This window comes from Micromonospora costi (assembly GCF_003626655.1).
Lineage (GTDB): Bacteria > Actinomycetota > Actinomycetes > Mycobacteriales > Micromonosporaceae > Micromonospora > Micromonospora costi.
On record NZ_RBAN01000001.1, the window covers coordinates 807,607 to 833,665 of the forward strand.

Annotated in this window: 19 protein-coding genes; 10 read left to right on the plus strand and 9 right to left on the minus strand. The window is 72.9% G+C overall.

Features of this window, described 5'->3' with window-relative positions:
* Positions 1–18 precede the first annotated feature (18 nt).
* The 6 genes from D7193_RS03665 to D7193_RS03690 form a co-directional block, all read right to left on the minus strand.
* The gene (locus D7193_RS03665) at positions 19–1,065 is read right to left on the minus strand and encodes a LacI family DNA-binding transcriptional regulator (RefSeq protein WP_120777931.1); all 1,047 of its coding nucleotides are present in this window, start codon (positions 1,063–1,065) and stop codon (positions 19–21) included.
* A gap of 78 nt (positions 1,066–1,143) precedes the next feature.
* Positions 1,144–2,577: a GH1 family beta-glucosidase gene (locus tag D7193_RS03670; protein ID WP_120777932.1), complete on the minus strand. Its 1,434-nt coding sequence runs from the start codon at positions 2,575–2,577 to the stop codon at positions 1,144–1,146.
* Entirely contained in the window at positions 2,574–3,443 is an 870-nt protein-coding gene (locus D7193_RS03675) for a carbohydrate ABC transporter permease (protein ID WP_206611871.1), read from the minus strand. Before D7193_RS03675 ends, D7193_RS03670 begins: the two co-directional genes overlap by 4 nt.
* A 35-nt stretch (positions 3,444–3,478) precedes the next feature.
* The gene (locus D7193_RS03680) at positions 3,479–4,462 is read right to left on the minus strand and encodes a carbohydrate ABC transporter permease (protein ID WP_120777933.1); all 984 of its coding nucleotides are present in this window, start codon (positions 4,460–4,462) and stop codon (positions 3,479–3,481) included.
* Between the two features lie 128 nt (positions 4,463–4,590).
* On the minus strand, positions 4,591–5,898 hold the full coding sequence (locus tag D7193_RS03685; RefSeq protein ID WP_120777934.1) for an extracellular solute-binding protein: 1,308 nt from the start codon (positions 5,896–5,898) through the stop codon (positions 4,591–4,593).
* Positions 5,899–6,178: 280 nt separating this feature from the next.
* Positions 6,179–6,724, minus strand: a complete 546-nt coding sequence (locus tag D7193_RS03690) for a plasmid pRiA4b ORF-3 family protein (protein WP_120779231.1) — start codon at positions 6,722–6,724, stop codon at positions 6,179–6,181.
* Positions 6,725–6,874: 150 nt separating this feature from the next.
* On the opposite strand from D7193_RS03690, the gene D7193_RS03695 reads away from it, so the two are divergent.
* From D7193_RS03695 to D7193_RS03735, 9 genes are all read left to right on the plus strand, one after another.
* Positions 6,875–7,621, plus strand: a complete 747-nt coding sequence (locus D7193_RS03695; protein WP_120777935.1) for a pyrimidine reductase family protein — start codon at positions 6,875–6,877, stop codon at positions 7,619–7,621.
* Positions 7,622–7,858: 237 nt separating this feature from the next.
* On the plus strand, positions 7,859–9,613 hold the full coding sequence (locus tag D7193_RS03700; RefSeq protein ID WP_120777936.1) for an ATP-binding protein: 1,755 nt from the start codon (positions 7,859–7,861) through the stop codon (positions 9,611–9,613).
* Positions 9,614–9,679: 66 nt separating this feature from the next.
* On the plus strand, positions 9,680–10,828 hold the full coding sequence (locus tag D7193_RS03705) for an exonuclease SbcCD subunit D (RefSeq protein WP_120777937.1): 1,149 nt from the start codon (positions 9,680–9,682) through the stop codon (positions 10,826–10,828).
* Positions 10,828–13,302 carry an AAA family ATPase gene (locus D7193_RS03710; RefSeq protein WP_120777938.1) on the plus strand — a complete coding sequence of 825 codons (2,475 nt, stop codon included), beginning with the start codon at positions 10,828–10,830 and terminating at the stop codon, positions 13,300–13,302. Before D7193_RS03705 ends, D7193_RS03710 begins: the two co-directional genes overlap by 1 nt.
* Positions 13,299–14,273, plus strand: coding sequence for a hypothetical protein (locus D7193_RS03715; protein WP_120777939.1), 975 nt, complete (start codon positions 13,299–13,301; stop codon positions 14,271–14,273). Before D7193_RS03710 ends, D7193_RS03715 begins: the two co-directional genes overlap by 4 nt.
* Positions 14,274–14,522: 249 nt before the next feature.
* The gene (locus D7193_RS03720) at positions 14,523–15,383 is read left to right on the plus strand and encodes a spermidine synthase (protein ID WP_120777940.1); all 861 of its coding nucleotides are present in this window, start codon (positions 14,523–14,525) and stop codon (positions 15,381–15,383) included.
* A 346-nt stretch (positions 15,384–15,729) separates the two neighbouring features.
* Positions 15,730–16,416: a sigma-70 family RNA polymerase sigma factor gene (locus D7193_RS03725; protein ID WP_120777941.1), complete on the plus strand. Its 687-nt coding sequence runs from the start codon at positions 15,730–15,732 to the stop codon at positions 16,414–16,416.
* Positions 16,413–17,192, plus strand: a complete 780-nt coding sequence (locus D7193_RS03730; RefSeq protein WP_120777942.1) for an anti-sigma factor family protein — start codon at positions 16,413–16,415, stop codon at positions 17,190–17,192. Before D7193_RS03725 ends, D7193_RS03730 begins: the two co-directional genes overlap by 4 nt.
* Positions 17,193–17,397: 205 nt before the next feature.
* Positions 17,398–18,048, plus strand: coding sequence for a hypothetical protein (locus D7193_RS03735; protein WP_120777943.1), 651 nt, complete (start codon positions 17,398–17,400; stop codon positions 18,046–18,048).
* A gap of 76 nt (positions 18,049–18,124) precedes the next feature.
* On the opposite strand, the gene D7193_RS03740 is transcribed toward D7193_RS03735, so the two are convergent.
* From D7193_RS03740 to D7193_RS03750, 3 genes are all read right to left on the minus strand, one after another.
* Entirely contained in the window at positions 18,125–19,897 is a 1,773-nt protein-coding gene (locus tag D7193_RS03740; protein WP_120777944.1) for a stealth family protein, read from the minus strand.
* 61 nt (positions 19,898–19,958) lie between these two features.
* A complete protein-coding gene (locus D7193_RS03745; RefSeq protein ID WP_206611846.1) occupies positions 19,959–22,688 on the minus strand; it encodes a bifunctional glycosyltransferase/CDP-glycerol:glycerophosphate glycerophosphotransferase in 2,730 nt (909 codons plus the stop codon).
* A gap of 62 nt (positions 22,689–22,750) precedes the next feature.
* Positions 22,751–24,565 carry a stealth family protein gene (locus tag D7193_RS03750; RefSeq protein ID WP_120777946.1) on the minus strand — a complete coding sequence of 605 codons (1,815 nt, stop codon included), beginning with the start codon at positions 24,563–24,565 and terminating at the stop codon, positions 22,751–22,753.
* 509 nt (positions 24,566–25,074) lie between these two features.
* Here D7193_RS03750 and D7193_RS03755 point away from each other — a divergent pair.
* Positions 25,075–25,992 carry a DNA-3-methyladenine glycosylase family protein gene (locus D7193_RS03755; protein ID WP_120779232.1) on the plus strand — a complete coding sequence of 306 codons (918 nt, stop codon included), beginning with the start codon at positions 25,075–25,077 and terminating at the stop codon, positions 25,990–25,992.
* Positions 25,993–26,059: the final 67 nt, after the last annotated feature.

Here is a 26,059-nt window from a genome sequence, read left to right on the forward strand (position 1 = left end):
CGGGGAGGGCGTGGCGCGTTAGGCCGAGGCTCGGTTGATCAGGTGGGTGTCCAGCAGGATGTGGGGGGCGGGGAGGTCGTCGCCGCGGATGCGGGCCACCAGCAGTCGGGCCATCTGCCGCCCCATCTCCTCCACCGGCTGGAAGACCGTGGTCAGCGGCGGGTCGGCCTGGCGGGCGATCGGGGCGTCGTCGAAGCCCACGACGGCCACGTCCTCGGGCACGCGCCGGCCGGCCTCGCGCAGCGTACGCAGGGCGCCGAACGCCATGAGGTCGGAGGCCACGAAGACGGCGTCCAGGTCCGGTCGGACCTCCAGCAGCCGCCGCATGCTGGCCGCCCCGCTCTCCTCGCTGAAGTCGCCGTACGCCACGAGGTCGCGGTCGACGCCGCCCAGCGCGGCCGTCACCGCCTCCGTGTAGCCGGCGAGCCGCGCCAGGCCGGCGCCCATGTCCTGCGGGCCGGCGATGGTGGCGATGCGCCGCCGCCCCTGCTCGGCGAGGTACCGCACCGCGTTCCGCGCACCGCCCACGTTGTCGACGTCGACGAACCAGGCCGGCTGCGCACCGGGCTGCAGCATCCGCGCCGGCCGCCCGCCGAGCACGCTGGGCAGCCCCCGCTCCTCCAGCAGGGTGGGCAGCGGGTCGGAGTCGTGCAGGGAGAGCAGCAGGACGCCGTCGACGTGCTGGTTGGTGAGGTGGTGCTCGACGCGTTCCCGTTCCAGGGGCGACTGCACCATGGCCAGCCAGAGCTGCATCGGGGTTTCCAGGAGCGCGGAGCTGACCCCGCGCACGATCGCCGCGAAGAACGGCTCGGTGAAGACCCGCTCGCCGGACTCGGAGACGACCAGCGCCACGGAGTCGGTCCGCTGGGTGACGAGCGCGCGGGCGGCCCGGTTCGGCACGTACCCCAGCTCGGCGATGGCCTGCTGCACGGCGGCCCGCGCCTCCGGGCTGACCTGCGGGGAGCCGTTGACCACGCGGGAGACCGTCCCGCGCCCGACACCGGCGCGGGCGGCGACCGCGTCGAGGGTGGGGCGCCCGAGCGACCGGCTGCGCTGCGTTGTCATTCTCTGCTCCTCCGACGTCGGGCGGTCCGGCGCCGCCGCGGACGGTGGCGCCGGACCGCCCGGTTGGCTGGCCCGAGCCTACTGCGCGGCCAGACCGTTGCGTCGGATCACCTCGGCGTACCACCTGGCGCTGGACTTGGGGATCCGGGCCTGGCTCTCGTAGTCGACGTAGATCATGCCGAATCGCTTGGTGTAACCCCAGGCCCACTCGAAATTATCCATGAGTGACCAGGCGAAATAGCCGCGCAGGGGTACGCCCGCGCCGATGGCCGCGTGCGCGGCGCGCAGGTGGGCGTCGAAGTACGCGAGCCGGTCGGCGTCGTCGACCCGGCCGTCGGCCACCTCGTCGACGAAGGCCGAGCCGTTCTCGGTGACGTAGAGCGGCAGGTCCGTGTACTCGTCGTGCACGCGGCGCAGCGTCTCGACGAGGCCGGGCGCGTCGATCTCCCAGTTCATGTCGGTGACCGGCACGCCCCGGCTCACGAACCGGACGTCCTCGCTGCCCGGCCAGCAGGACGGCGACCGCCAGTACGCCTCGGGCTCGACGCCCTCGACGGGCGCGGCCACCACGTGCCGGCTGTAGTAGTTGATCCCGACCAGGTCCAGCGGGCTCGAGATCACCGCGAGGTCGCCGTCGCGTACGTGGCCGAAGTCGGTGACCTCGCGCAGGTCGGCCATGAGGTCGGGCGGGTACGCGCCGCGCAGCAGCGGGTCGAGGAAGAACCGGTTGGCCAGCGCGTCGATCCGCCGGGCCGCGTCCCGGTCGGCGGGCGCGTCGGTGGCCGGGGTGACCGGGTAGAGGTTGACGGTCACCCCCACCTCGGCCTCCGGCCGTGCCGCCCGCAGCGCCTGCACGGCGAGCCCGTGGCCGAGCATCAGGTGGTGGCCGGCGCGGACGGCGTCGGCGCCGTCGGACCGGCCGGGCGCGTGCGTGCCGGACCCGTAGCCGAGGAACGCCGAGCACCAGGGCTCGTTGAGGGTGGTCCAGTAGCGGACCCGGTCGCCGAGCGCGTCGGCGACGAGCGTGGTGTAGTCGGCGAACCGGGCGGCCGTGTCCCGGGCGGGCCAACCGCCGGCGTCCTCCAGCGGCTGGGGCAGGTCCCAGTGGTAGAGCGTGAGCCACGGCTCGATGCCGTGGGTCAGCAGCTCGTCGATCAGCCGCCGGTAGAAGTCGAGCCCTTCGGGGTTGGCCGGCCCGGTGCCGCCGGGCTGCACCCGCGGCCAGGAGACGGAGAACCGGTAGGAGGTCAGGCCGAGGTCGGCCATGAGCGCGACGTCGTCGCGGAGCCGGTGGTAGTGGTCGCAGGCCACGTCGCCGGTGTGGCCCTCGCGTACCCGGCCGGGCGTGTGGCTGAACGTGTCCCAGATCGACGGCGTACGGCCACCCTCGGTGGCCGCCCCCTCGACCTGGTACGCCGCGGTGGCCGCGCCCCACAGGAAGCCGGGCGGGAAGGTCAGCTCCGGCCGGGGGTCGAGGACGCCGACGGCGGGCGGGCTGGCGGGATTGCTCACGACTTGACGGCACCTTCCATGATCCCGCCGATGATCTGGCGGCCGAAGATGAGGAACACGATCAACAGGGGCAGGGTCGCCAGCGCGGTGCCGGCGAACAGGGCGACGTAGTCCGTCTGGTACGGCCCGGACGAGAGGATCTTCAGGGAGTACTGCACCGTCGGGGTGTCCGGGGTGAGCACGATGAACGGCCAGAGGAACTCGTTCCAGGTCTGCATGAAGGTCAGCAGGCCGAGCACCGCCGCCGCCGGCCGCAGCGCGGGCAGGACGACGTTCCAGTAGACGCGCCAGGTGGAGCAGCCGTCCAGCCGGGCCGCCTCGATCAGCTCGTCGCTGACCGCGGACATCGCGTACTGGCGCATCATGAACACGCCGAAGCCCTGCACGAGGAACGGCACGATGACCGCCTGCAGGGTGCCCGTCCAGCCGAGTTCCACCATCATCAGGTAGAGCGGGATGACGCCGAGCTGGGTCGGCACCATCATGGTGAGGATGATGACCAGCAGCAGCGCGTTGCTGCCCCGGAACTTGAGCTTCGCGAAGGCGAAGCCGGCCAGGCTGGAGAAGAAGATCACCGAGATGGTGACCACACTCGACACGACGGCCGAGTTGACCAGGCCGTAGACGAACGCGGCGTCCTCGTTGGCGAGCATCCGGTCGATGTTGGTGAACAGCTGGTCGCCGGGGGTCGGCGGCATCTCGTAGACCGCGCTGTTGTCCCGCGAGGCGATGATGAACGACCAGATGATCGGGAAGATCGACAACACGGAGCCGAGGATCAGCGCGAGGTACGTCAGCGGGCTGGCCTGCCAGAGCTGGGCGGCGGGGGCACGGCCGCGCCGGCGGCGTCGCGGGGTCGGCGGCAGCGGGGTCACCGACCTGGGAAGGGTCTGCGTGGTGGTCACTTCCTGTCCCCCTTCACCGACCGGCGCACCAGTGCGAAGTTGATCAGCGCGAAGATGATGATCATCATGAAGAGCAGCCACGACATCGCCGAGCCGTACCCGTACTCGGCGTTGCCGGTGAAGGTCTTCTCGTAGATGTACATGGCCAGGGTCTGGAACTGGTGGTCGGCGCCACCGCGGACCAGGCCGAACCCGTACATCAGGGGCTCGGTGAAGATCTGGAAGCCGCCGATGGTCGAGATGATGACGGTGAAGAGGATCGTCGGCCGGATCAGCGGCACGGTGATCGTCCAGAACTGCCGCCACGCCGAGGCGCCGTCCAGCGACGCCGACTCGTACAGGTCCTTCGGGATGGCCTGCATGGCGCCGAGGTAGATCAGCGCGTTGTAGCCGGTCCACCGCCAGTCGACCATGAAGGCGACCGCGAACCAGGAGGCGTAACGGTTGTCGCGCCACGCGATCGGATCGAAGCCGACCGTGCCGAGCAGCCAGTTGATGAGGCCGTACCGGTCCGCGAAGATCAGCGCGAAGATGATGCCGACGGCGGCCACCGAGGTGATGTTGGGTACGACGATGCCCATCCGCAGCAGCGTCCGGCCCCGCATCTGCCGGTTCAGCAGGTTGGCGAGGATCAGCGCCACGATGAGCTGCGGCACCGTGCTGAGCACGAAGATGCCGAGGGTGTTGTAGGCGGCGTTCCAGAACTGGGCGTCCTCCATCAGGACGCGGTAGTTCTCCAGCCCCGTGAACTCCTTGGTCCCGCTCAGCAGTTCGTAGTCGAAGAGCGAGACGTAGACCGTGTAGAGGACCGGGAAGAGGCCGAAGACCCCGAACAGGGCGAAGAACGGAGCGATGTAGAGGTACGGGGAGTACTTGAGGTCCCACCGGCCGAGCCGGTACGACGAGCGCCGCGGCGCCGGGGTGGAGGAGGGTGGCGTGGCCCTGTGCCGTGGCGGTGCCGCGCCGGCAGTGGAACTCATGGCAGGTCCTTCCGGAGGATGGGGCGGCGGTGACCTCTCGCGGCGGCGCCCACACCCTGGCCGGGTGTGGGCGCCGCCGCCGAGCCCACGGGCACCGGATGCCGTGGGCTCGGCGGGTCAACGGCGACTCAGCTGGTCGCCTTCTTGGCCTCGTCGACCGCCTTCTTCCAGGCGGCGTCCGAACTTGCCTGGCCACGCTCGGCCGCCTGCATCTGCGGCTCGAAGATGGTCTCCCAGACCTGCTGGTGCTTGGCACCGAGGAAGACCGGCTTCATGTTCTTGACGCTCTCACCGAAGATCTGACCGATGGGGGCGCCGCTGAAGTAGTCGCTCGTCTTGTCCTTGAACGCCGGGTCCTCGAGGCCGGCGATGTCGGACGGCATGGCGGCCGCCTCCTTGAACGCCGCCAGGTGGCCCTCCTTGCTGGTCAGGTACTTGGCCAGCAGGTAGGCCTCCTTCGGGTGCTTGGTCTGCGCCGGGATGGCGAGGTACGAGCCGCCCCAGTTGCCGCCACCGCCGGGGATCGTGGCGATGTCCCACTTGCCGGCGTTGGCCGGGCCGGAGCGCTGGGCGATGACGCCCTCGGTCATCCACGCCGGGCAGGGCAGCGTGGCGAACGCGGAGTTCTTGAAGGCCGCGTCCCAGTCGGCGCTCCACCGCTGCGCCTTGGCCGTCAGCCCGTCAGCGGCCATCTGCAGGCCCAGGTCCCAGGTCTGCTTGATCACCGGGTTGGTGTCGCCGATGAACTTGTTGTCCTTGTCGAAGAAGAAGGTCTCCGAGTTCTGCATGACGTACGGCTGCATCAGGCTGGTGGCGCTGTCCAGCCAGGCGGCCTTGACCTTGCCGCTGGCCTTGAACTCCTTGCCCAGGGCGATGTAGTCCTGCCAGGTGGTGATCCGCTTGGAGACCTCGTCCCGGTCGGTGGGCAGGCCGGCCTGCTGGAACAGGTCCTTGCGGTAGCACATGGCCAGGCCGCCGACGTCGGTGCCGAGCCCGATCAGCTTCTTGCCGTCCGGCGTCAGGGCGTTGTTCCACTTCCACTCGGGGAAGTTGGCCTTCAGCTCACCGGCGCCCAGGTCGAGCAGGTTGGCGAACTTGTCGTGGTTCTGGACGTACCCGAGCAGGACGCCCTCCTCCAGACCGACCACGTCGCCGGCCCCGCTGCCCGCGGCGAGCCACTGCACCAGCTTCGGCTGGAAGTCCCGCAGCTCGCCCATCTTCTGGTGCTCGACCTTGATGTTCGGGTTGGCCGCCTCGAAGTCCTTGATGGCCTGGTCGTAGCCGAAGTTCTGGAAGGTCTGCAGGACCAGCTTGACCTGGCCGCCCTCGCCGGTCCCCTCGTCGTCGCTCTTGCTGCACGACGCGCTGCCGAGAGCCACGCACGCGGCGATCGCGGCGACCGCGGCCGTGCGGAGCCGTCGCCTGATGACGCTCATCCTGACCCCTCTCAGGTGGATACCTCATGTGGTGGGTGTGTCCCCGGAACGGCGCTCGGGTGGTCCTCGCGGGATTCCGGGCTGCTGGTGCCTTGCCGCGCTCGTGCGATACCTGCCCGCCGACATGTCGGGAGCGCTCCCATGAGATTGCCGGGGCGTTTCAGGGGAGTCAATAGACCGATGGGAGCGTTCCCAGATCGTTACCGGCGAGCAGCTCGACAGCGCCGGGTGGAGTGTGCGGGTCGCGCCCGCGACCGCGGGGCATCCCGCGGTCGTCCCGTCAGCAGAAGCGGCGCAGCAGGGTGCCGGCGCGGCCGGCGTCGAAGGCGGCCGGGTCGAACGCGTCGCCCGCCCACTCCCGCATCGGCCCGTGCTCCGGATGCCGTGGGTCGGCCAGCGCGGCGAGCAGCGCCTGGTAGCCGGCAGGCCCGCCGACGTCCTCCGGCGGGCAGGCCCGCTCACCGTCGAGGCAGGCCGGGTAACGCTCCTCCGGGTCGGCGGTCACCGCGTCCTCGACGACGAGGTCGTGCTCCCACCAGTCGCCGAAGTCGTACGTGTACTGGAACCGGCTGCCCTTGCCGAGCACCGCGTCGAGGCGGACATCCAGCTCGTCGTGGAGCGCCAGCTCGCCGTCCGGGTCGGGTTCGCCGTACTGGAGGCCGTCGATCTCAAACGAGTGCAGGTGGCAGTCGCGCCAACCCATCGCGTGCTGGACCACCCGGTGCAGCCGGTCGAGGGTGTAGCCGGACGGCACGAGCACCCGACGCCAGACCGGCGGGCGGACCCCGGCGAGGGACATCCTCACCTGGAAGATCTGACGCGGCATGCTGTCCACTCCTCCTCGGGCATAGGCTGCGAGCATGATCTGCCGAGCGTGCCGGGCGAGGCGGCACGACGACTGTCCGGGGCGGAACTGGTGCGACTGCCAGCACCGTACCCCCCGACCGACCCCTCCGGTCACCGGTCCGGCCAGCGAATGAGCGTCGGAATCCCGATCAGCCGGCTCTGGCCCCACCCCGCCGCGGAGCCCGTCGACGACGCCACGCTCACGACGCTCTACGGCCGGGCCGACCGGCCACACCTTCGGGTGAACTTCGTGTCGAGCCTCGACGGCGCGGTGAGTGTGGACGGCTACTCGGCGGGGCTCTCCGGCGAGCCCGACAAGCGCGTGTTCGGCCTCCTCCGGATGCTCTGCGACGCGCTCGTGGTGGCCGCCGGCACGCTGCGGCACGAGGGCTACCGGGCGCTGCGGCTGGACGAGCGCCGGCGGGCGTGGCGGCGCGAGCGTGGCCTGCCCGACTACCCGACGCTCGTGGTCGTCTCCGGCAGCCTCGACCTCGACCCGGCGCAGGCCGCGTTCGCCGACGCGCCGGTCCGCCCCCTGGTGCTCACCCGCGCCGGCGCCGTACCGCCGCCGGGGCTCACCGAGGTGGCCGACGTGCTCCCGTTCGGCACCGACCGGGTGGACCTCGCGGCCGGCCTCGGGGAACTGCGCCGGCGCGGCCACGACCAGCTGCTCTGCGAGGGCGGCCCGCTCCTGTTCGGCGCGCTCACGGCCGCCGACCTCGTCGACGAGCTGTGCCTCACGGTCGCCCCGCTGCTGGCCGGGCCGGGCCCGGGCCGCATCACCGCGGGCGCGCCCGCCCCGCCACGGCGGCTCCCGCTGCGGCACGTGCTCGCCGCCGGGGACGGCACGCTGCTGCTGCGCTACGCCCGCGACTGACCACCGGCCCACCGGCGACGCCCGCCGGGCGACGGTCCGCGACCGCGACGGCCCGCGACCGGGGCCCGGTCCGCGGCGCACGGCGGGCACCCAGCGTGCTCGCCACGTGACCGTACGCCCGGCGGATCCGCCGCCCGGCGTGGCGTCCGCCGCGTCGCGTGGCAACCTGTCGTACTCCTCGGGCAGGATGCACCACGTGTGCCCTGACCGCGACGACGAGCCGACCGGAGTTGCCCGATGACCGATGACGGGTTCGACGGCCCGGTCGACGGGGTCGGCCGGGTGCTCGGCACCGCCGACGCCACCCCCCTGCAGTTCTGGACGGCGGTCGCCCCCGGCAGCTACCTGCAACTCGACGACGTGGTGGTGACCCGGCGCGAGCTGCCCGACCGGGAACCGGTGACCATCGCCGGTGTGGTCACGCAGGTGCGGGCCCGGCACGAGGGCGCCCAGTTCGACTCGGACGTCTTCGCCATCGCCGACGGCACCCTGCCCGCCCAGGTGCAGGAGGCGGCCGAGGTGACCACCACGCGCGTCGACCCGGAGTTCTACGTGCCACCGACGCCGGGCGCCGTGGTGCACCGCGCCGAGGGCGACGCCCGGGCCCGGGCGCTGCACTTCGACCGGATGGAACGGCGGATCCCCATGGGCATGGGCCGCGACGGCGTGCCCGTCTACCTCAACGCCGACTTCCTCGACGGCACGCGCGGCGCGCACGTCTCCATCTCCGGCATCTCGGGCGTGGCCACCAAGACCAGCTTCGCCACCTTCCTGCTCTACTCGGTGTTCCGTTCCGGCGTGCTCGGCGGCGACGCGGTCAACGCCAAGGCGCTCATCTTCAACGTCAAGGGCGAGGACCTGCTGTTCCTCGACCACCCCAACGCCCGCCTCGACGAGGCCACGCGGGCCGGCTACGCGCGGCTCGGCCTCGACGCCGGCGCCTTCCCCGACGTGCGCGTCCACGCCCCGCCCCGGGTCGGCGACTCCTCCGGCACCCCGGACGTGAGCAGCCGGCTCACCGGCGTCGACAGCTTCTACTGGACGCTGTCCGAGTTCTGCGCCGACCGGCTGCTGCCGTACGTCTTCGCCGACGCCGACGACGAACGCCAGCAGTACACGATGGTGGTGCACTCGGTGACCGCCCACCTGGCCCGCTACGCGCAGCCCGCCGACGGCGGGGTGAGCATCGACGGCGTGCGGCTCGGCAGCTACGCAGACCTGGTCGACCACGTCGTCGAGCAGCTCAACGACGACGAGACCCGCGCCGAGTGGGCCGGCAGCGCGGTGGGGCTCGGCACGGTCAACGCGTTCGCCCGGCGCCTCATCGGCAGCAAGAAGGACCTGGGTCGCCTCATCCGGGGCGACCTCGCCACGCGCCGGCCGCACAGCATCAACACCGCCGAGAGCGCCCAGGTCACCGTCGTCGACCTGCACAACCTGCCGGACCGCGCCCAGCGCTTCGTCGTCGGCGTCACGCTGCGCGGCGAGTTCGAGCGCAAGGAGAAGGCCGGCACCGCGAAGCCGCTCCTCTTCGTGGTCCTCGACGAGCTGAACAAGTACGCCCCCCGGGAGGGTTCGTCGCCCATCAAGGAGGTGCTGCTCGACATCGCGGAGCGGGGCCGCTCGCTCGGCGTGATCCTGGTCGGCGCGCAGCAGACGGCCAGCGAGGTGGAGCGACGCATCGTCACCAACTCGGCGATCCGCGTGGTCGGCCGGCTCGACCCGGCCGAGGCGTCCCGCCCCGAGTACGGGTTCCTGCCGCCGGCCCAGCGGCAGCGGGCGCTGCTGGCCAAGCCGGGCACCATGTTCGTCAACCAGCCGGACATCCCGGTGCCGCTGTGCCTGGAGTTCCCGTTCCCGGCGTGGGCCACCCGGGTCAGCGAGGCGGGTAGCGCTCCGTCGCAGACGCTACGCTCGATCACCCAGAGCGCCGACCCGTTCGCCGTGGTCGGCTCGGGCGGCGGCACCAGCGACGACGACATCCCGTTCTAGGGCGTGCACCGTGAGCGCGAGGAGTGAGCGTACGAACCGCGCGGTCGCGAACGGAAGGTTGGCACTGTGAAGATCCTGCACACCTCCGACTGGCACGTCGGCAAGGTCCTCAAGGGGCGGTCGCGGGCCGAGGAGCACACCGCGGTGCTCGCCGGCGTCATCGAGGTCGCCCGTGCCGAACGCCCCGACCTGGTGATCGTGGCCGGTGACCTCTACGACACGGCCGCGCCCACGCCGGAGGCGACCCGGCTCGTGACCCGCGCGCTGACCGCGCTGCGCCGCACGGGTGCGGACGTGGTGGCGATCGGCGGCAACCACGACAACGGCGCGGCGCTGGACGCCCTGCGGCCCTGGGCGGAGGCCGCCGGGATCACCCTGCGCGGCGGCGTGCGGGAGGATCCCGACGAGCATGTGATCGACGGCGTGACCGCCGGCGGGGAGCGGTGGCGGGTCGCCGCGCTGCCGTTCCTCTCGCAGCGCTACGCGGTCCGCGCCGTCGAGATGTACGCGTTGACCGCCGCCGAGGCCACGCAGACGTACGCCGACCACCTGCGCCGGGTGCTCGGCCGGCTCACCGAGAGCTTCACCGAACCCGACCGGGTGCACCTGGTGACGGCGCACCTCACGGTCACCGGCGCGGCCACCGGCGGCGGTGAGCGGGACGCGCACACCGTGCTCGGCTACGCGGTGCCCGCGACCGTCTTCCCGGCCACCGCGCACTACGTGGCGCTCGGCCACCTGCACCGGGCCCAGCGGGTCGACGGGCCCTGCCCGATCCGCTACTGCGGCAGCCCGCTCGCCGTCGACTTCGGCGAGCAGGAGAACGTCCCGTCGGTGACGATCGTCGAGGTCACCGCGAGCACCGCCGCCCGCGTCCGCGAGGTGCCGGTGACCGCCGCGGCGGCGCTGCGCACCGTCCGGGGCACCCTCGCTCAGCTCGCCGAGATGGAGCAGCCGGACGCGTGGCTGCGGGTATTCGTGCGCGAGCAGCCCCGGGCCGGGTTGCGCGAGGAGGTGCAGGAGCTGCTGCCCCGGGCGCTGGAGATCCGGATCGACCCGGAGCTGGTGCCCGCGCCGGGCAGCGGCACCCGGGTCGCCCAGCGCTCCGGCCGCTCGCCGCGGGACCTCTTCGCCGACTACCTGGCCGGCCGTGGGCACGCGGACGAAGACGTACAGGAGCTGTTCGACGAGCTCCTCGAGGAGGTCGACCACTGATGCGACCGATCCGGCTCGACATGGCGGGCTTCACCGTCTTCCGGGACGAGACCACCGTCGACTTCACCGACGCGGACTTCTTCGCGCTGGTCGGCCCCACCGGCTCCGGCAAGTCGACGGTGCTGGACGCCATCTGCTTCGCCCTCTACGGCACCGTCCCCCGCTGGGGCGGCACGCGGGGGCTGACCAACGCGCTCGCCCCGTCCGCGGCCGAGGCCCGGGTGCGGCTGGTGTTCGAGTCGGCCGGGGCACGCTACGTGGCCACCCGCGTCGTCCGGCGGGACAGCCGGGGCAATGTGAAGACCGCCAACGCGGGGTTGCAGCTGATGCCGCCCGGGTTCGACGTGACCAAGCTGGACACGGGGCTCAGCCCGGAGGATCTGGGTGAGGTGGTCGCCGGCACGCCCGCCGAGATGGACGAGGCGGTGCTGGAGGCGGTCGGGCTGCCGTACGAGCAGTTCACGAGCTGCGTGGTGCTGCCACAGGGCCAGTTCGCCGACTTCCTGCACGCCAAGCCGGCGACCCGGCAGCAGATCCTGGTCAACCTGCTCGACCTCGGCGTCTACGAGGAGGTGCAGAAGCGGGCCACCGCCCGCGCCGCCCAGGCCGAGGCGAAGCTGGAGGCGGTCGACCAGCTGCTCGCCGGGCTCACCGACGTCGACGACGAGACGCTCAATCGGGTGACCGCGCAGGTCGACCGGATGAGCGAGCTGGCCGAGGCGGTGGCGGGCGCCGTACCCGAGCGGGAGGCGGCCCGGGCCGCGGCGCGGGAGGCGACGGCGGCGCTCGACGCCCTCGACGCCGAGTTGACCGTGCTGGACGCGGTGCGGGCGCCGGCCGGGGTGGCCGAGGTCGCCGGGGCCGTGACGGCCGCCCGGGCCGAGGCGGAGGCCGCGACGACGGCTGTGTCGCTGGCCGAGGAGCGGGAGGAGAAGCTCCGGGGCGAGCTGGCCGCCGCCGGCGACGAGAGCGCGCTGCGGCTGCTGCTGACGGCGTACGCCGATCGGGAGAAGCTGACCGGCCAGGCGGAGGCGGTCCGCGCGGCCATGGACGCGGCCGCCGTGGAGCACGACGCCGCCGCCCGGGCGCTGGCCGAGGCGCGGGACGCGGCGGAGAGGGCCGAAGAGGAGCTGGCGGCGGCCTTCCGGGCCCACGAGGAGGCGAAGGCCGCCGACCAGGCGGCGGCGCTGCGGGCGCACCTGAGCGACGGGGACGCCTGCCCGGTCTGCGAGCAGGTCGTCCCGGCGGTGCCCGCGGTGCCGACCGGTTCCGCGGTGGCCCGCGCAGTCGAGGCGGGCAAGGTCGCCCGGGCCGCGAGCGAGGCGGCCAAGCGGGTCGTGCAGGAACGCGACGCGGCCGCCCGCGAGCTGGACCGCGTGCTGCTGCGCGCCCGAGCCGAACACGACGGGCTCCGGTCCCGGCTCGCCGAGCTGGACGAGCGGCTGGCCGGCGCGGCCACCGCCGAGGCGCTGCGGGAGCGGCTCGCCGAGCACGGCCGGTTGCGGCGGGTGCTCGACGAGGCGACGGCCGCGGTCCGCGCCGGCCGGGAGGCCGCAAGGCGGGCCCGCGCCACCGTGGCCGCGGCCGAGGAAGGGCTGCGGTCGGCCTGGCGGCGCTTCGACGGCACACGCGACGGCCTGGCCCGGTTCGGTCCCCCGGCGGCCGACCGGGACGACCTCGCGGGCGCCTGGGCCACGCTCGCCGGGTGGGCGGGCGCCGAGGCGCGGCGACGGGAGACGGACCGCGCCGGCCTGGCCGCCGCGGTCGACGAGGCGAAGGCGGCGGCGACCGCGGTGGAGGCCCGTATCGCGGGCCTCCTCGCCGACGCCGGCCTGCCGGCCGGTGACGACCCGGTGCGCGCCGCCACGGTGGCGGTCGAGCGGGCCGAGGCCGAGCGGCGCCGGCTGCTGGAGCGACGCGAACAGGCCGCCGAGCTGCGCGAGCAGCGGGCCGGTCACGAGCGCCGCGCCCAGGTGGCCCGCACCCTGGCCGGGCACCTGCGGGCCAACAACTTCGAGCGGTGGCTCCTCGCCGAGGCACTGGACCTGCTGGTCGACGGCGCGTCCCGCATCCTGCGGGAACTGTCCGGCGGCCAGTACGACCTGGTCCACGACAAGGGCGAGTTCTTCGTGGTCGACCACCACGACGCCGGGCTGCGCCGGGGCGTACGGACACTCTCCGGCGGCGAGACGTTCCAGGCGTCGCTGGCGCTGGCGCTCGCGCTCTCCGAGCAGCTCGCCGGCATGTCCACCACCGCGGCGAGCCTGGAGTCGATCGTGCTGGACGAGGGCTTCGGCACGCTCGACGCGGCCACGCTCGACACGGTCGCCGCCACGCTGGAGAATCTGGCCGCCCGCGGCGACCGGATGGTCGGGGTGGTGACGCACGTGCCGGCGCTGGCCGAACGGATCCCGGTGCGGTTCGAGGTACGCAAGGACGCCCGGTCCGCCCGCGTGGAACGGACCGGCCGGTGACGGCGCCCGGCGGGCGGTTCTTCGTCGACGCGTGGGACCCCTCGTACGGCGCCTCGTTCGAGGCGTCCGCCACCGGTCCGGCCTCGCCGAGCAGCGCACAGGTCGAGACCGACGAGGAGCTGCCCGCCGCGGACTGGCGGGCCATCGACGTACGCCCCGGCGTTCGCGCGCCGGCCGTGGTGCTGCTCGTCGACGGGGTACGCCGCATCGACGCCAGCATCTGGACGGCCGAGGACGACGGCGGCTCCTTCCCGGGCCTCGCGGCCTCGTACGCCGCCGGAGTGGTCCGCTGCGACCTGGAGCGGGGTGCCGCGCAGCTGGCCGGCACCCGGGTCGGCCGGGGCCTGTTCACGGCCAGCCCATCGGCGCAGGACGTCGTGGCGGGCAGCGTCCGCTACCCCGTGCACCGGGTGGGCGGCACCGGCGAGCTGACCAAGCTCCCGGCGGCCGTTCAAGGCCCGCTGACCGCGCTCGAGGTGGCCGTCTCCGACGCGGTCCGCACCGACGGGGACCTGCTGGTGGTCGACGGCCCGTTGCGCAGCCGCCGGCAGCTGCCACGCACGCTGGGCTACATCAAGACCCAGCACAGCCAGTACCTGGACGCGCGGCTGACCGCGGTGGTCACCGGCCTGGCCGCCGGCCAGCGCTCGCCGGTGTTCCGGGTCGGCACCGCGTGGGGCGGCTGGTCCTGGTACCTACGGCTGCCGGTCGCGGTCGGCGCTCCGTGGGCGGGCATCGTCCGAGTGGAGTGCTCGGCCGACCTCGACATCGGGGACGCGGTCGAGCTGGCCGACCTGTCGCTGGTCACGCTGCCCCGGTTCGCCTCGACGCCGTACAAGGATCCGCGGGCCCCGCAGAACCTGATCCCGATCGCCGGGCTGGAGCGCCGGCTGCGCGCCCTGCTCGGCGACGCGCGGCTGCTGCACCGCGCACTGGCGGCCGCCGCCCGGGCCGGCGTCACCCGCCGCTGACGTCCGGCGCGCGCCGGGTCTTCGCGGACGCACCCGCGCTCTGTCCCGCGCGCCCCGCACCCACACCCCAGCCCCCGCGCCCCGCACTCGCGGCATGATCGCGCTCGATCCAGGAAGTAGTCCCCTCGGAGCGAGGTGGAGGCCACTACTTCCTCGATCGTGCGCGATCTTGGCTGGTGCCCGCCGGCGCGAGCCGACCGACGCCAGGCGCATCGCGCTCACGCCAGCGTCGGCCGGGATACTGGGCGTGTGGGACGCAGGCGGGGCGGGGACGGCCGGGTGGTCGAGCAGGTGCAGACCGGGCGGGCGGACCTGGTCCCGGACCGGGACCGGGCGGGCGCCTGGACCCTGCTGATCGACGGCGCTCCCCAGTCACACGTGGACCTCACCGACCCCACCCACCTGGAGTTCGAGTACGTGCGGCGGCTCGCCGCCGCGGTCGACCTGATCGCTCCCGCCGGTGCGCCGCTGCGGGTGCTGCACCTCGGCGCCGGGGCGCTCACGTTGCCCCGGTACGTGGCCGCGACCCGGCCCGGCTCGACGCAGCGGGTCGCCGAGGTGGACGGCGCGCTGGTGGAGCTGGTGCGCCGGGTGGTGCCCTGGCCAGCCGACCCGCGCCTGCGGGTGCGGGTCGCCGACGCGCGGGAGGTCGTCGCGGGCAGCCGGGATGCCAGCTACGACGTGGTGATCGCGGACGTCTTCGCGGGCGCCCGCACTCCGGCGCACCTCACCTCCGTCGAGTTCGCCGCCGAGGTGGCGCGGGTGCTGCGCCCAACCGGCTGGTACCTGGCGAACGTGGCCGACGGCCCACCGCTGCGGTACGCCCGCGCGCAGGTGGCCACGGTCCGGTCGGTGCTGCCCCACGCCGCCGTGGTGGGTGACGCCGCCGTGCTGCGCGGCCGGCGGTACGGCAACCTCGTGCTGCTGGCGGGCCGGACGCAGCCGCCGGTGCCGGAGCTGACCCGCCGGGCCGCCGGTGACTGGTTCCCGGGCCGGGTGGTTGCGGACGCCGACCTCGACCGGTTCGCCGGTGGGGCGGCGGTGGTGCGCGACGCCGACGCCACCGACTCGACCCCGCCGCCTCCGGGACTCTTCTCCACCGGCCGCTGACGGCCGCCCGAACCGAGGCCCCGCCGGCCCAGAGCCCCACCGACCCGGAACCCCGCCAGCCCAGGGTCCCGCCGATCTTGCAGTTTCGGCCCCAGGTTCGCGGCTTTCGCCGCTTTCGCCGGGGCAGCAAGTGCAAGATCGCGGGGACCGGGACCGGGACCGGGACCGGGACCGGGACCGGGACCGGGACCGGGACCGGGACCGGGACCGGGACCGGCGACACAGAGTGGGACAGGTACGCCGAAAATTCTTCGTCCATCGTTGATCCGCTCGGGCCGCGGGTGCGTACCACCGGGCGGCCCGCCTGGGTGGGCCGTCGTGGTCACTGGACATCCCGGAGGTCTGCATGCACGCGGTGGCGGCCGGTTGGCACGGCGATGTGGTGCGGGCGGACTGGATGTCCGCGCGGTCCCAGTCGCGGCCGGCCCGGCGGGGGGTCGACTCCCGCCCGACGCCTCGCCAGAATGACCCGGTGACGCCGCGACCGGCGCCCGGGCGCCACCAGGCGGTGTCCACCGAGGCCAGCCACTCCGACCAGTTGGTACGGCTGCTGTACGCGGAGCACGCCGGTCCGCTGCTGGCCTTCGTCATGCGGCTGACCGGGGGTGACCGGCAGCGCGCGGAGGACATCGTCCAGGAGACGCTGCTGCGGGCCTGGCGTAACGCCCACCGGCTCGGCGCGCAGGGGCAGACGTCGCTGCGGCCATGGCTGGTCACGGTGGCCCGCCGCATCGCCATCGACGAGCACCGCAGTGAGCAGGCCCGCCCGGCGGAGACGTACGACCGGGACCTGACCGCGTTCGCCGAGGCGGACAGCACCGAACGGGTCCTGCGCACGATGACGGTGGCGGACGCGCTGCGTACGCTGAGCCAGTCGCACCGGGAGATCCTCGTCGCCACGTACTTCCGGGGGCGGACCGTGCCGGAGGCGGCCGAGGAGCTGGGGCTCCCGCTCGGCACCGCGAAGTCGCGGGTCTACTACGCCCTGCGCGCGCTGCGCACGGCTCTGCAGGAACGGGGGGTGACGGAATGAGCCGGCCCGACCACATGGACGTCGCCGCGTACGCCCTCGGCGTGCTCGACGAGCAGGACACGGAGCGGTTCGAGGAGCACCTCGCCACCTGCTGGGCGTGCGCCGCCGAGCTGGAGACGATGGTGCCGGTGGCCGGGATGCTGTCGGACATCGACGGCGAGACGATGACCGCGCTGGAACAGACGGCCACCGATCCGCGCCTGCTGGACCGTACGCTGGCCGCGGTCCGCGCAGACCGGCGGCGCACCCGGTTCCGGCAGGTGCTCGCCGCCGCGGCCGCGGTGGTGGTGCTCGGTGGCCTGACCGGCATCGGATACACCAGCGTCATCGGCGACGCCGCGGGCCGTGAGGTCGTCGCCGAGCCGACCCTCACGGCGCCCCTCGGCGACCCGCCCACGCCGGGTCCGACGCCGACCGGGTTGGGCATCGGCGGCACCGAGGTGGAGGGCGACGAGATCGCCGCGACGGACCCCACCACCGGTGTGGAGGCGGCCATGTTCCTCCTGGCCCGCGACTACGGCACCCAGATCAATTTCAGCCTCAAGCGGCTGCCCGGGCCGCGCACCTGCCGCCTCGTGGTGGTGCGCAGGAACTCGACCTCCGAGGTGATTTCCACCTGGTCCGTGCCGGCCTCGGGATACGGCACGAACACCCGGAGCGAGGGTCTCGAACTGACCGCCTCGACGGCCGCGAAGCCGGGCGACATCAAGCAGATCCAGGTGCAGTCGGTGGACGCGAACGGGGTGGCGAGCCCGCTGGTCACGGTGCGGCCGTAGCACCGATCCGTCCCGTCGGCGCCGGCCAGTGACACTGGCCGGCGTCGATTTGTCGTACGCGCCGACGATACCGGCGCACGGGCACACGGACGGGCCGTCCGATCGGTTCAAACGATCCCTATGAAATTGACCACTGTTATTGGTTCAACCTTGACACCCGACTCCCCGTACTCCTGGGTGAACTGCCGAGATACGAGGAGGGCACGTGGCACAGATGAAGCGGACGACCGTCATCCTGGCGGGCGCGATGGTCGCCCTGACGGCCTGCGCTCCCGCCGGCTACGACGGAGCGAACCAGAGCGCGGCTGAGCCGGTCGCCGTCGCCGCGGCCGAACCCACCGCGTCGGCGGACCCCGAGGCGTCGGCGGAGGCTCCCCCGGCCGACGCCCCGCCCCCGGCCGACGTGGACCTCACCGAGAAGCTCGTCGGCAAGACGGTGGCCCGGATGGGCAAGGTCGTCACCGACGAGGAAGGGTGGATCCTCTACCGCTTCGACAAGGACACCGCCGACCCGCCCGCCTCGAACTGCGTCGACACGTGCGCGGAGATCTGGCCGCCCGCGCTGACCGACGGCGACCCGCAGCTCAGCGGCGTGTCCGACGACAAGGTCGGCACCATCACGCGCCAGGACGGCACCCGGCAGCTCACCCTCGGCGGCTGGCCGCTGTACCGCTACATCGGCGACAAGAAGCCGGGCCAGTGGAAGGGCCAGGGCGTGAGCGGCACCTGGTTCGTGGTGGCCCCGGACGGCAAGAAGAACCTCACCTGCCTGCCGAAGGGCACCCCGAAGCCGGTCGCCCCGCCCTCGGACAGCGGGGACAGCACGGGCGCAGGCGACTCCGGCTACAACTACTGACCCCGTGGACACGGTGGCCGGTCGCAGCCGGGGAGGGCGCGGCCGGCCATCGTCATGGACCGCGGATGGTCGCCGGTCAGACCTTCTCCCAGGGGCTGGGCACCGGGAAGTAGGTGTCCAGAAACGGCGTGATGATCGTCAACTGCCGCGCGAGGTCCTCCTCGGTGGAGAACGCGTCGTTCAGGCAGAAGACGTGCCGGTCCCGGCGGGCGAGCAGGTGCGCCAACCGGGCGGGCGTGTCCGGGTGGGACAGCTCGGCGATCGTGTACTCCAGGTCCCCCGGCACCGCCCGCCCCGTGTGGAAGGCGTAGTAGTGGTGCAGCGACGAGGCGATCGAGATGTCCGTCATGCTGCGGAAACGGCTCGCCGCCGTCCGGCGGTGCGCGTCCGGGAACTCCCGCTCGATCTCCCACAGCACGCTGCGCCGCAGCGCGTGCGGCATGTGCTTCATCTTCCGGCTGAGCACCGTGCCGAACCGCTCGGCGATCAGCGCCCGGTTGTTCTTCCCCGCCGCGGACGACGGGATGTCCTCGGGGCCCGGTGCGCCCGGCGGCACCAGCGCCGGTGACGGGAAGAACCGGGAGATCCCGTTGGCCAGGAAGAAGTCCCGGGGCAGGACGTCGGTGCCGAGGAACACGTCGTCGTTGAAGTACAGGAAGTGCTCGGCGAGCCCGTCGATGTGGTGCAGCTGGCTCTCGATGGCGTGCGAGTTGTAGGTCGGCAGCACCGACGGGTCGGCGAAGATCTCACGGTGGCTGACCACCCGGAGCCCCGGCGCGGACTGGTCCAGCCAGGGCGGCACCTGGTCGTCGGTCACCAGGTAGATGTGCCGCACCCAGGGCGCGAACAGGTGCACCGAGCGCAACGAGTAGCGCAGCTCGTCCCGGCTGAGGAAGCGGGCCGCGCTCGCCGACTCGGCGTGGTACGGCATGCCGGTCACCTCCGCGCGGCGGCGCAGCCAGTCCGGGTCGGTGCCGTCCACCCACGTGTAGACCAGGTCGATCGGGAAGGTGACATCGTCGGGGAGCCGCCCCGCGAACTCCGGCCGGGTGCGGGCCGTCGCGGGCGCGGTCGCGGGCACCAGGCCCGTGAAGACCGACTCGGAGACCACGACGGACGGCCCCGTGGCGGCCACCTGCTCGGCCACCGGGTTGCGTCGCGGCGCCACCAGCGCGTCACCCTGCCGCGTCCAGAACTCGACGTCGCACCCGTACGCCTGGCCCAGCACCAGCCGTTGCCGGGGATCCGTCCAGTACCAGGTGAGCCGCACGACCGGGGCCTCGCCGAGGCGCCGCCACACCGGCGGCTCGTACCCCGGCGCCGGAGACTGGGGTGCCCGGTCACCGCGGCGCAGCGCCGCGACGTACCCGGGGACCCGGCCGCAGGCCGCCGCGAGGGCCGCGTACACCCGGTCCCGGTCGGCGGCGTCGACGGCCACCGCCGACGAGCGGTCCGACCCGCCGCGGACCCGGAAGTACGCCACGCCCGCCTCGTCGAGCGCCGCGGTGACGGCGGCAAGGTTACCCGCGCGCGCCCGACCTGGCGTGGCGTCCGCCCGGACCAGCGCCACCCGGGGCCCGCGGTCGGCGGCGACCACGGCGCGGTCGCCGCCGGCCAGCAGTTCCGGCTGCCGGCGCGCGAGCCGCTCCCCCCGGCGCCCCATCAACTGCCCGTCGACGGACGCGCGGGCCACCCACTGCTTCAGCTGGTGCCGCGCCTGCGGGCTCACCTTCTTGGCGATGGCCCGACGGGTCTGCGGGCTCAGCACCCGGCGGTAGACGCCGACGAGCCGCGACGGCTCGGCCAACGCCTTCGGGGTCCTGGACGGGCCTGGGCCTGCGTCGGTCATCCGCGTCCTCCGGCGTCACCCGCCCGCGGCGCTCGCGGGTGGGCCGGAACGGGCGGGCGGCTCACCGCTGCGGCCCCGGCAGCGCCGCGATGGCGGTGGCCACGCGCTGGCAGTTGTTCCGGTCCTGGACGGCGAAGAAGTCCGCCACACGGCGCGTGTACTCGTCCTCGCGTACGCACCCGTTCTCGAGGTAGCGGACGATCGCCTCCACCGTCTCCTCCGCGGTTTCGCAGACCGGGCCGAACCCGTCCTCGCGCGCCTCGAAGTAGCCCTTCCGGTACCCGCCGATGGTGAAGAACTCCTCGGCGTCGAACTGTGCGTAGATCAACGGCGTGCCGACGTACGCGACGTCGAACGCCGTGGAGGAGTAGTCGGTGATGAAGAGGTCGCACTGGCGCAGGGCATCCTGCACGGTCCGGCTCGTCTGGTCCGCCATCGCGAAGCAGTCGTCGGCCGGCACGACGTCGGTCAGCAGGCTGCGCATCTCGTAGTGCGGGAGGAACTCCAGCACGTACCCGTGCTCGCGCAGCGCCTGCCGTAGCCGCTCGCTGCCGAACAACTCGGACAGGAAAACCTGGTAGGCCGACCCCTGGAAGGCGACCCGGGGCCGCGCCGCGCTGTTGTACGACGGGGTCACGAGGTAGGTGCGCCAGGTGGGCATGAACAGGATTCGCCGGCGGCCCCGGTCGGGGGTCAGCGCGTCGAACCGCGGCATACCCGTGGTCTTCACCATGTCGCCGTAGTCAAGATCCTTCGAGATGTACTCGGCCTCGCGATGCGACGAAGCCACGAAGAGGTCGAAGGCACCCCGGCCTCGGTGCAGGCCGGCGCTCACGTCCTTCTCGGTGACGCCGTGCTGGAGGAAGACCCGCGACGAGCCGATGCGCCAGTTCAGGTGCTTGAGGAAGGGCGACCGCTCCCACCGGGTCGGCAGCATGTAGGCGTCGATGTCGTACGAGTTGATCAACTTGGTGGCGTGCAGCATCAGGAACTTGTGCCGGAACGAGTCGTACGTGACGACGTTGCCCAGCCCGCGCAGCCGCTGGCGGTCCGGGCTGTCCTTCGTCAGCAGGTAGTAGACGTTCCGCCGACGCTCCACGGTCCGAAGGTGGCGGAAGAGGTGGGACGAGTTGTCCTGCGCCGTGTCCTTACGCTCGCCGATCAGCCAGATGTCACGCCGGGCCATCAGCGGGGCGGTGACGAGCCGCAGCAGGCGGTGCTTCCAGAACGGGCGCCGTGAGGCGGCGTGGCGCAGGTCCTTGCGGATCATCATCTTCTGCCACTTCCGCCGCCCGGCCGCACCAGCCTGTCGTTGGACCAGCAGCTCCGCGTTCTCCCGCGCGGTGAAGGTGGGCAGGATCCAGGTGTCGCCGGCCAGCTTCGCGGCGGCGTCGCGCAGGTACGCGGCGGAGATCAGGCACTGCCGGGACGCCTGGCCGGTCTCCGTCATGAACACCAGGCGGAGGCTGTGCTGGCCGTTGCGCAGCTTGGCCGCGGGGATCTCCGCGGAGAAGCCGCTCCACTCGCGGTTGTCGTCGCCGGCCTTCAGATCGGCGCGGCGCTCCAGGGTGACCGGCACCGTCAGGCCGCTGCCGCGCACCCGAAGCCCCATCGGCGTACGGATCGGGCTGCGCATCGGCAGACCGTTGACCACCATGTGCCCGGACAGCTTGACCGCGTCACCGGACGCCGAGAGCCGGACCTGCTCCAGGCGCGCCCCGACGGCGGTCACCCGGGTCAGCGGCAGCAGCGCCGGGGTGACGGGATAGTCGAGGTGCAGCTCGCCGCCGCAGGCCACGACCCCTGGTAGCCGCTCCCACGGGCGCGCGAACAGCTCGAAGTCGTACGACTTGAAGGCCAGGTAGGCCACCCGGTGACGGGTGTCCAGCGTCCACCGGGCGATGAAGGACGGGTCGACGTCGTGGTAGATCTTCGTGCACTTCTCGAAGATCTTCCAGAGGTCGGCCTCCTCGAACACGGCGTGTGCGCGCATCGCGAAGCCCTGGTAGCTGCGGACCAGGAATCGCTCCAACACCTCGCGGCGGAACACGTCCAGCTCCGGCCGGAGGTCCGCGAGGGTCTCGCAGAGCTCCAGGTGGTCCCAGAAGTTCTGGGTCCGTACGAAGAGGTTGTCCATGATCGAGCTGGCCGCGTCCCGCTTGCGGTACTGGTAGACCACCTCGTCGACGAGGGCGATCCGCTCCGCCTTGAGCAGCATCGGGATCGCAAGGAAGGCGTCCTCGAAGTGGACCCCCTCGCGGAACCGCAGGCCGTGCTCGCGGAGCTGGGCGAGGTCGTAGAGCTTGTGACAGGGCCCTGCATCGAAGATCAGTTCGGGAGCGTCGACCACGGTCTCCAGGAGCCGGTCGCCCTTGCCGAAGGGCTTCTTCCACAGGAACGCGGTGGGCTTCGGGAAGGTGTCCATGTCGCCGATGGCGATGCTCGCCTTGTGCTTCACGATCGCCGTGAGCATCACCTCGATGGCGCGCGGCGGCAGGATGTCGTCGGAGTCGACGAACGACACGTACGGGGTGTCGGCCGTGTCCAGCGCCCGGTTCCGCGCGGCGCCGGGACCGCTGTTCTCCTGCTGGATCGCCGTGACGTTGGTGTGCTCGGCGGCGAACTGCTTGGCGAGCAGGTCGGACCCGTCGGTGCTGCCGTCGTCCACGAGGATGACGCGGCACTGCGCGAAGACGGTCTGCGCGGCGATCGACGCGAGTGTCTCGGGCAGGTAGTCCGCGACGTTGTAGACCGGGACGATGATCGTGACCTGGGGGGCAGGGCCTACCACCACAATGGCTCCACTGGACGATGGGTACGGGGGGTTCGGTGACTTTCGGGCGCGGCCGTCGCTCAGCCGTCCGGGCGCCGCACGGCCGTGAAGTCGGTGACCGTGTTGAGCATGTTGTTCGGCAGCGTCGGCGCGTCGATGGGTGCGGCCCGGCGGGTGCCCGGGATCGGCCGGTAGGAGCGGCGCCACAACGCGGTGGCCCCCAGCTTGCGGCGCTCGGCCACCACGTCGTCCGGCAGCTCGAAGGGCGCGGGGAACGGCAGGTAGCGCGGCAGGAAATCGGCCAGCATGGCCTCCTGCTCGGCCATGGACCGCTCGTCCGAGTCGGTGTCGTTGAGGCAGAACACGTCGCGGTGGCGGCGGGCCAGCAGGTCGGCCAGGCGGGCGGGCGTGGACGGGTGGCCGAGGTCGGCGTACTCGTACTCGATGTCGCCCGGCACGGCCTGCGCCGTGAGGTACGCCCAGTACTGGTGCAGCGCGGACGGGATGGACAGGTCGCCGTGGTGGCGGAACCGGTGCCGGGCCGTCTCGGTCACGTCGGCCTGGAGCACCTGCTCGATCTGGTACATGATGCTGCGGCGCAGCGCGAACGGCGTGTGCTTCATCTTCTGGGTGATGGTCACGCCGAACTGCCGCTGGATGTGGCGCCGGTTGTTCTTCCCCGCCGCGTTCACCGGCAGGTCGTCGGGCCTCGCGTCGCCCAGCCCGAACTGGGCGGGCGAGGGGAAGAACTTCGCGATCCCGTTGGCGTGGAAGAAGTGGGTCGGCAGCAGCGGCCGGCCCAGGAAGACGTCGTCGTTCAGGTAGAGGAAGTGCTCGGCCAGGCCCTCGATGCGGTGCAACCGTGACTCGATGGCGTGCGAGTTGAACGACGACGTCCCGCCGAGGTCGGCGAAGAGCTCGGCGTGGGAGACGACGGTGACCATCGGGTGGTGCGGGTCGAGCCAGCTCGGCAGTTGGCTGTCGGTGACCAGGAAGATGCGCCGCAGCCACGGCGCGAAGCTGTGCAGCGACCGCAGCGAGTATCGCAGCTCGTCGCGGTTGTGGTAGCGCGACGAGTTCGCGGCCACCGCGTGCAGCGGACCGCCGGCCTCGCCGAGCGCCGCCCTCTTGCGGTCACGCCATTCCGGGTCCGAGCCGTCCACCCAGGTGTAGACGGCGTCGATGGGGAAGCCCACCCGGTCGAAGGCGCGGACGGCGAGGTCACGACGGCTGCCGTACGTGTGGTCGTCCGCCTCGGGCACGAAGTGGCTGAGCAGCGCCGCCGCGACGCGGACCGGCTCCGGCTCGACGGGCGTCTCGTCGATGACCGCGTTGTGGCGCGGCGCGCGAACGACGTCGCCGTCCCGCGTCCAGAACTCGATCTCGCAGGCGAACCGGGAGCCCAGCACCAGGCCCGCCCGCGGGTCGGTCACCGGGAACCACACCTGGAACACCTCGGTCGGGGCGAGATCCGGCTGGTGCCGGCCCGGCTGCACCTTCACGGTGCGGACCTCGGCGCCGGACAGCGCCGGCGCCGAGTCCAGGGCGTCGCGGACGGCGTCCCGCTGGTCGGCGACGACCGCCACCGTGCTGCGCAGGTGGTCGTCGTTGCGCAGGCAGTGGTAGCGGACGCCCGCCGCGTCGAGGGCCGTGGTGACGGCCGTCAGGTTGCGGTGCCACATCTCCAGCGGCGTGGCCGCGGCCACCACCTCGGCCCGCGTACGGACCCCGCCGTCGTCGACCGTCACCCGCGACCCGATCGGATGCCGGGTGTCGCCGCCGGACGGGCGGACGAGCGTGCGCACGAGACCGATCCGCCGGTGCGCGGGGAGCATCTGGACCAGCCGGCGTCGCAGCGGGGACGGCAGCAGGCGGTAGACGCGCAGGGCGATCATGCTGACGGCCGTCCCGAACGGACGGCCAGCTCACCGGTACCCACGGTCAGCGCCGGTCGCGCAGAGCCGACCAGACCCGGCGTGATCCTCGTCCACACATCGCACGAGCAGGCATCGCTGATCGACCTTCCTCCGTACATCCCCGTTCGTCGCCGTCCCGCCGACCGCTCGAGGAGGGCTGCGACGTCACGACGGACGAACCGTCCCGACTCCGGCCCGGGCCCGGGGCGCCGAAGGACGGATCATCTCGATGTGAGGGGCGACGGTCGAGACCGTAGCAGTGCGTTCACCTGCGGGCTATCAGCCGGCCACGGAAAAGTCGCCACAGCCGGTGGTGATATTCCACATTTACAGGTTTTGGTCTGTCTTGCGGCAAATATTCCGGCTACCCGACTGACGCAGGACTGCCAGTTCGGCCGATGGAGTCCGACCTCAGCGCCGATGTCCGGAGGGTCACTCGCCCCGGCACCGTCCCGCTCGCGGTGCGCGGGTTCTGGCACAGTGGCGGGATGACCGCGACCGAGCCGACCGCACGTCGGGTGCTGCGCCCGGCGACCGGCTACCGCCTCGCGGGCTCGGTCCGCCCGCTCATCTTCAGCCCGTACGATCCGTGCGCCCGGATCGTGGCGGGCGCCTTCTGGTGGGCGACCCGCACCCCGCAGGGCCCGGCCACGCTGACCCTGCGGCCGTCGGCCGGTGACCTGCTGGCCGAGGGGTACGGCCCCGGCGCCGACTGGGTGGTGGAGCGCGCCGACGCGGTCGCCGGGCTCCGCGACGACCTCACCGGCTTCGCCGACCTCGCGGCGGCGCACCCGGTGGTCGCCCGGCTCGCCCGCGAGCACCGGGGGCTGCGGATGCCGGCCACCGGGCTGCTCTTCCCCCGGATCCTCCGGGCGGTCCTCGAGCAGAAGGTCACCGGCAAGGAGGCGTACCGGGCCTACTCGGCCACGGTCCGGCACTTCCGCGAGCCGGCGCCCGGGCCGGTGCCGCTGCTCCTCCCGCCGGAGCCCGCCGCGATCGCCGCCAGCCCGTACTGGGTCTTCCATCCGTTCGGAGTGGAGCAGCGCCGGGCCGACACGCTGCGCCGCGCCGCCGCCGTGGCGGACCGGCTGGAGCGGTGCGCGGACGCCGCCGAGGCGACCCGCCGGCTCACGGCGGTACCCGGCATCGGCGCGTGGACCGCCGCCGAGGTGGTCCGGGTGGCGTACGGCGACCCGGACGCGGTCAGCGTGGGCGACTACCACGTGCCCAACACCGTGGCGTGGGCCCTCGCGGGCGAGCCGCGCGGCGACGACGCCCGGATGCTGGCGCTGCTGGAACCGTTCCGCGGCCATCGTGGCCGGGTGTGCGTGCTGCTGGAGGCCGCCGGGATCCAGGCGCCGAGGTACGGGCCCCGGGCGCCCCTCCGTTCGTTCGCCCGCTACTGACGCCGAATCGGCGACGGACACGGCCGGCCCGCGCGCGGTCGCATCGCCCTGTCGGCCGGCCCGCGCG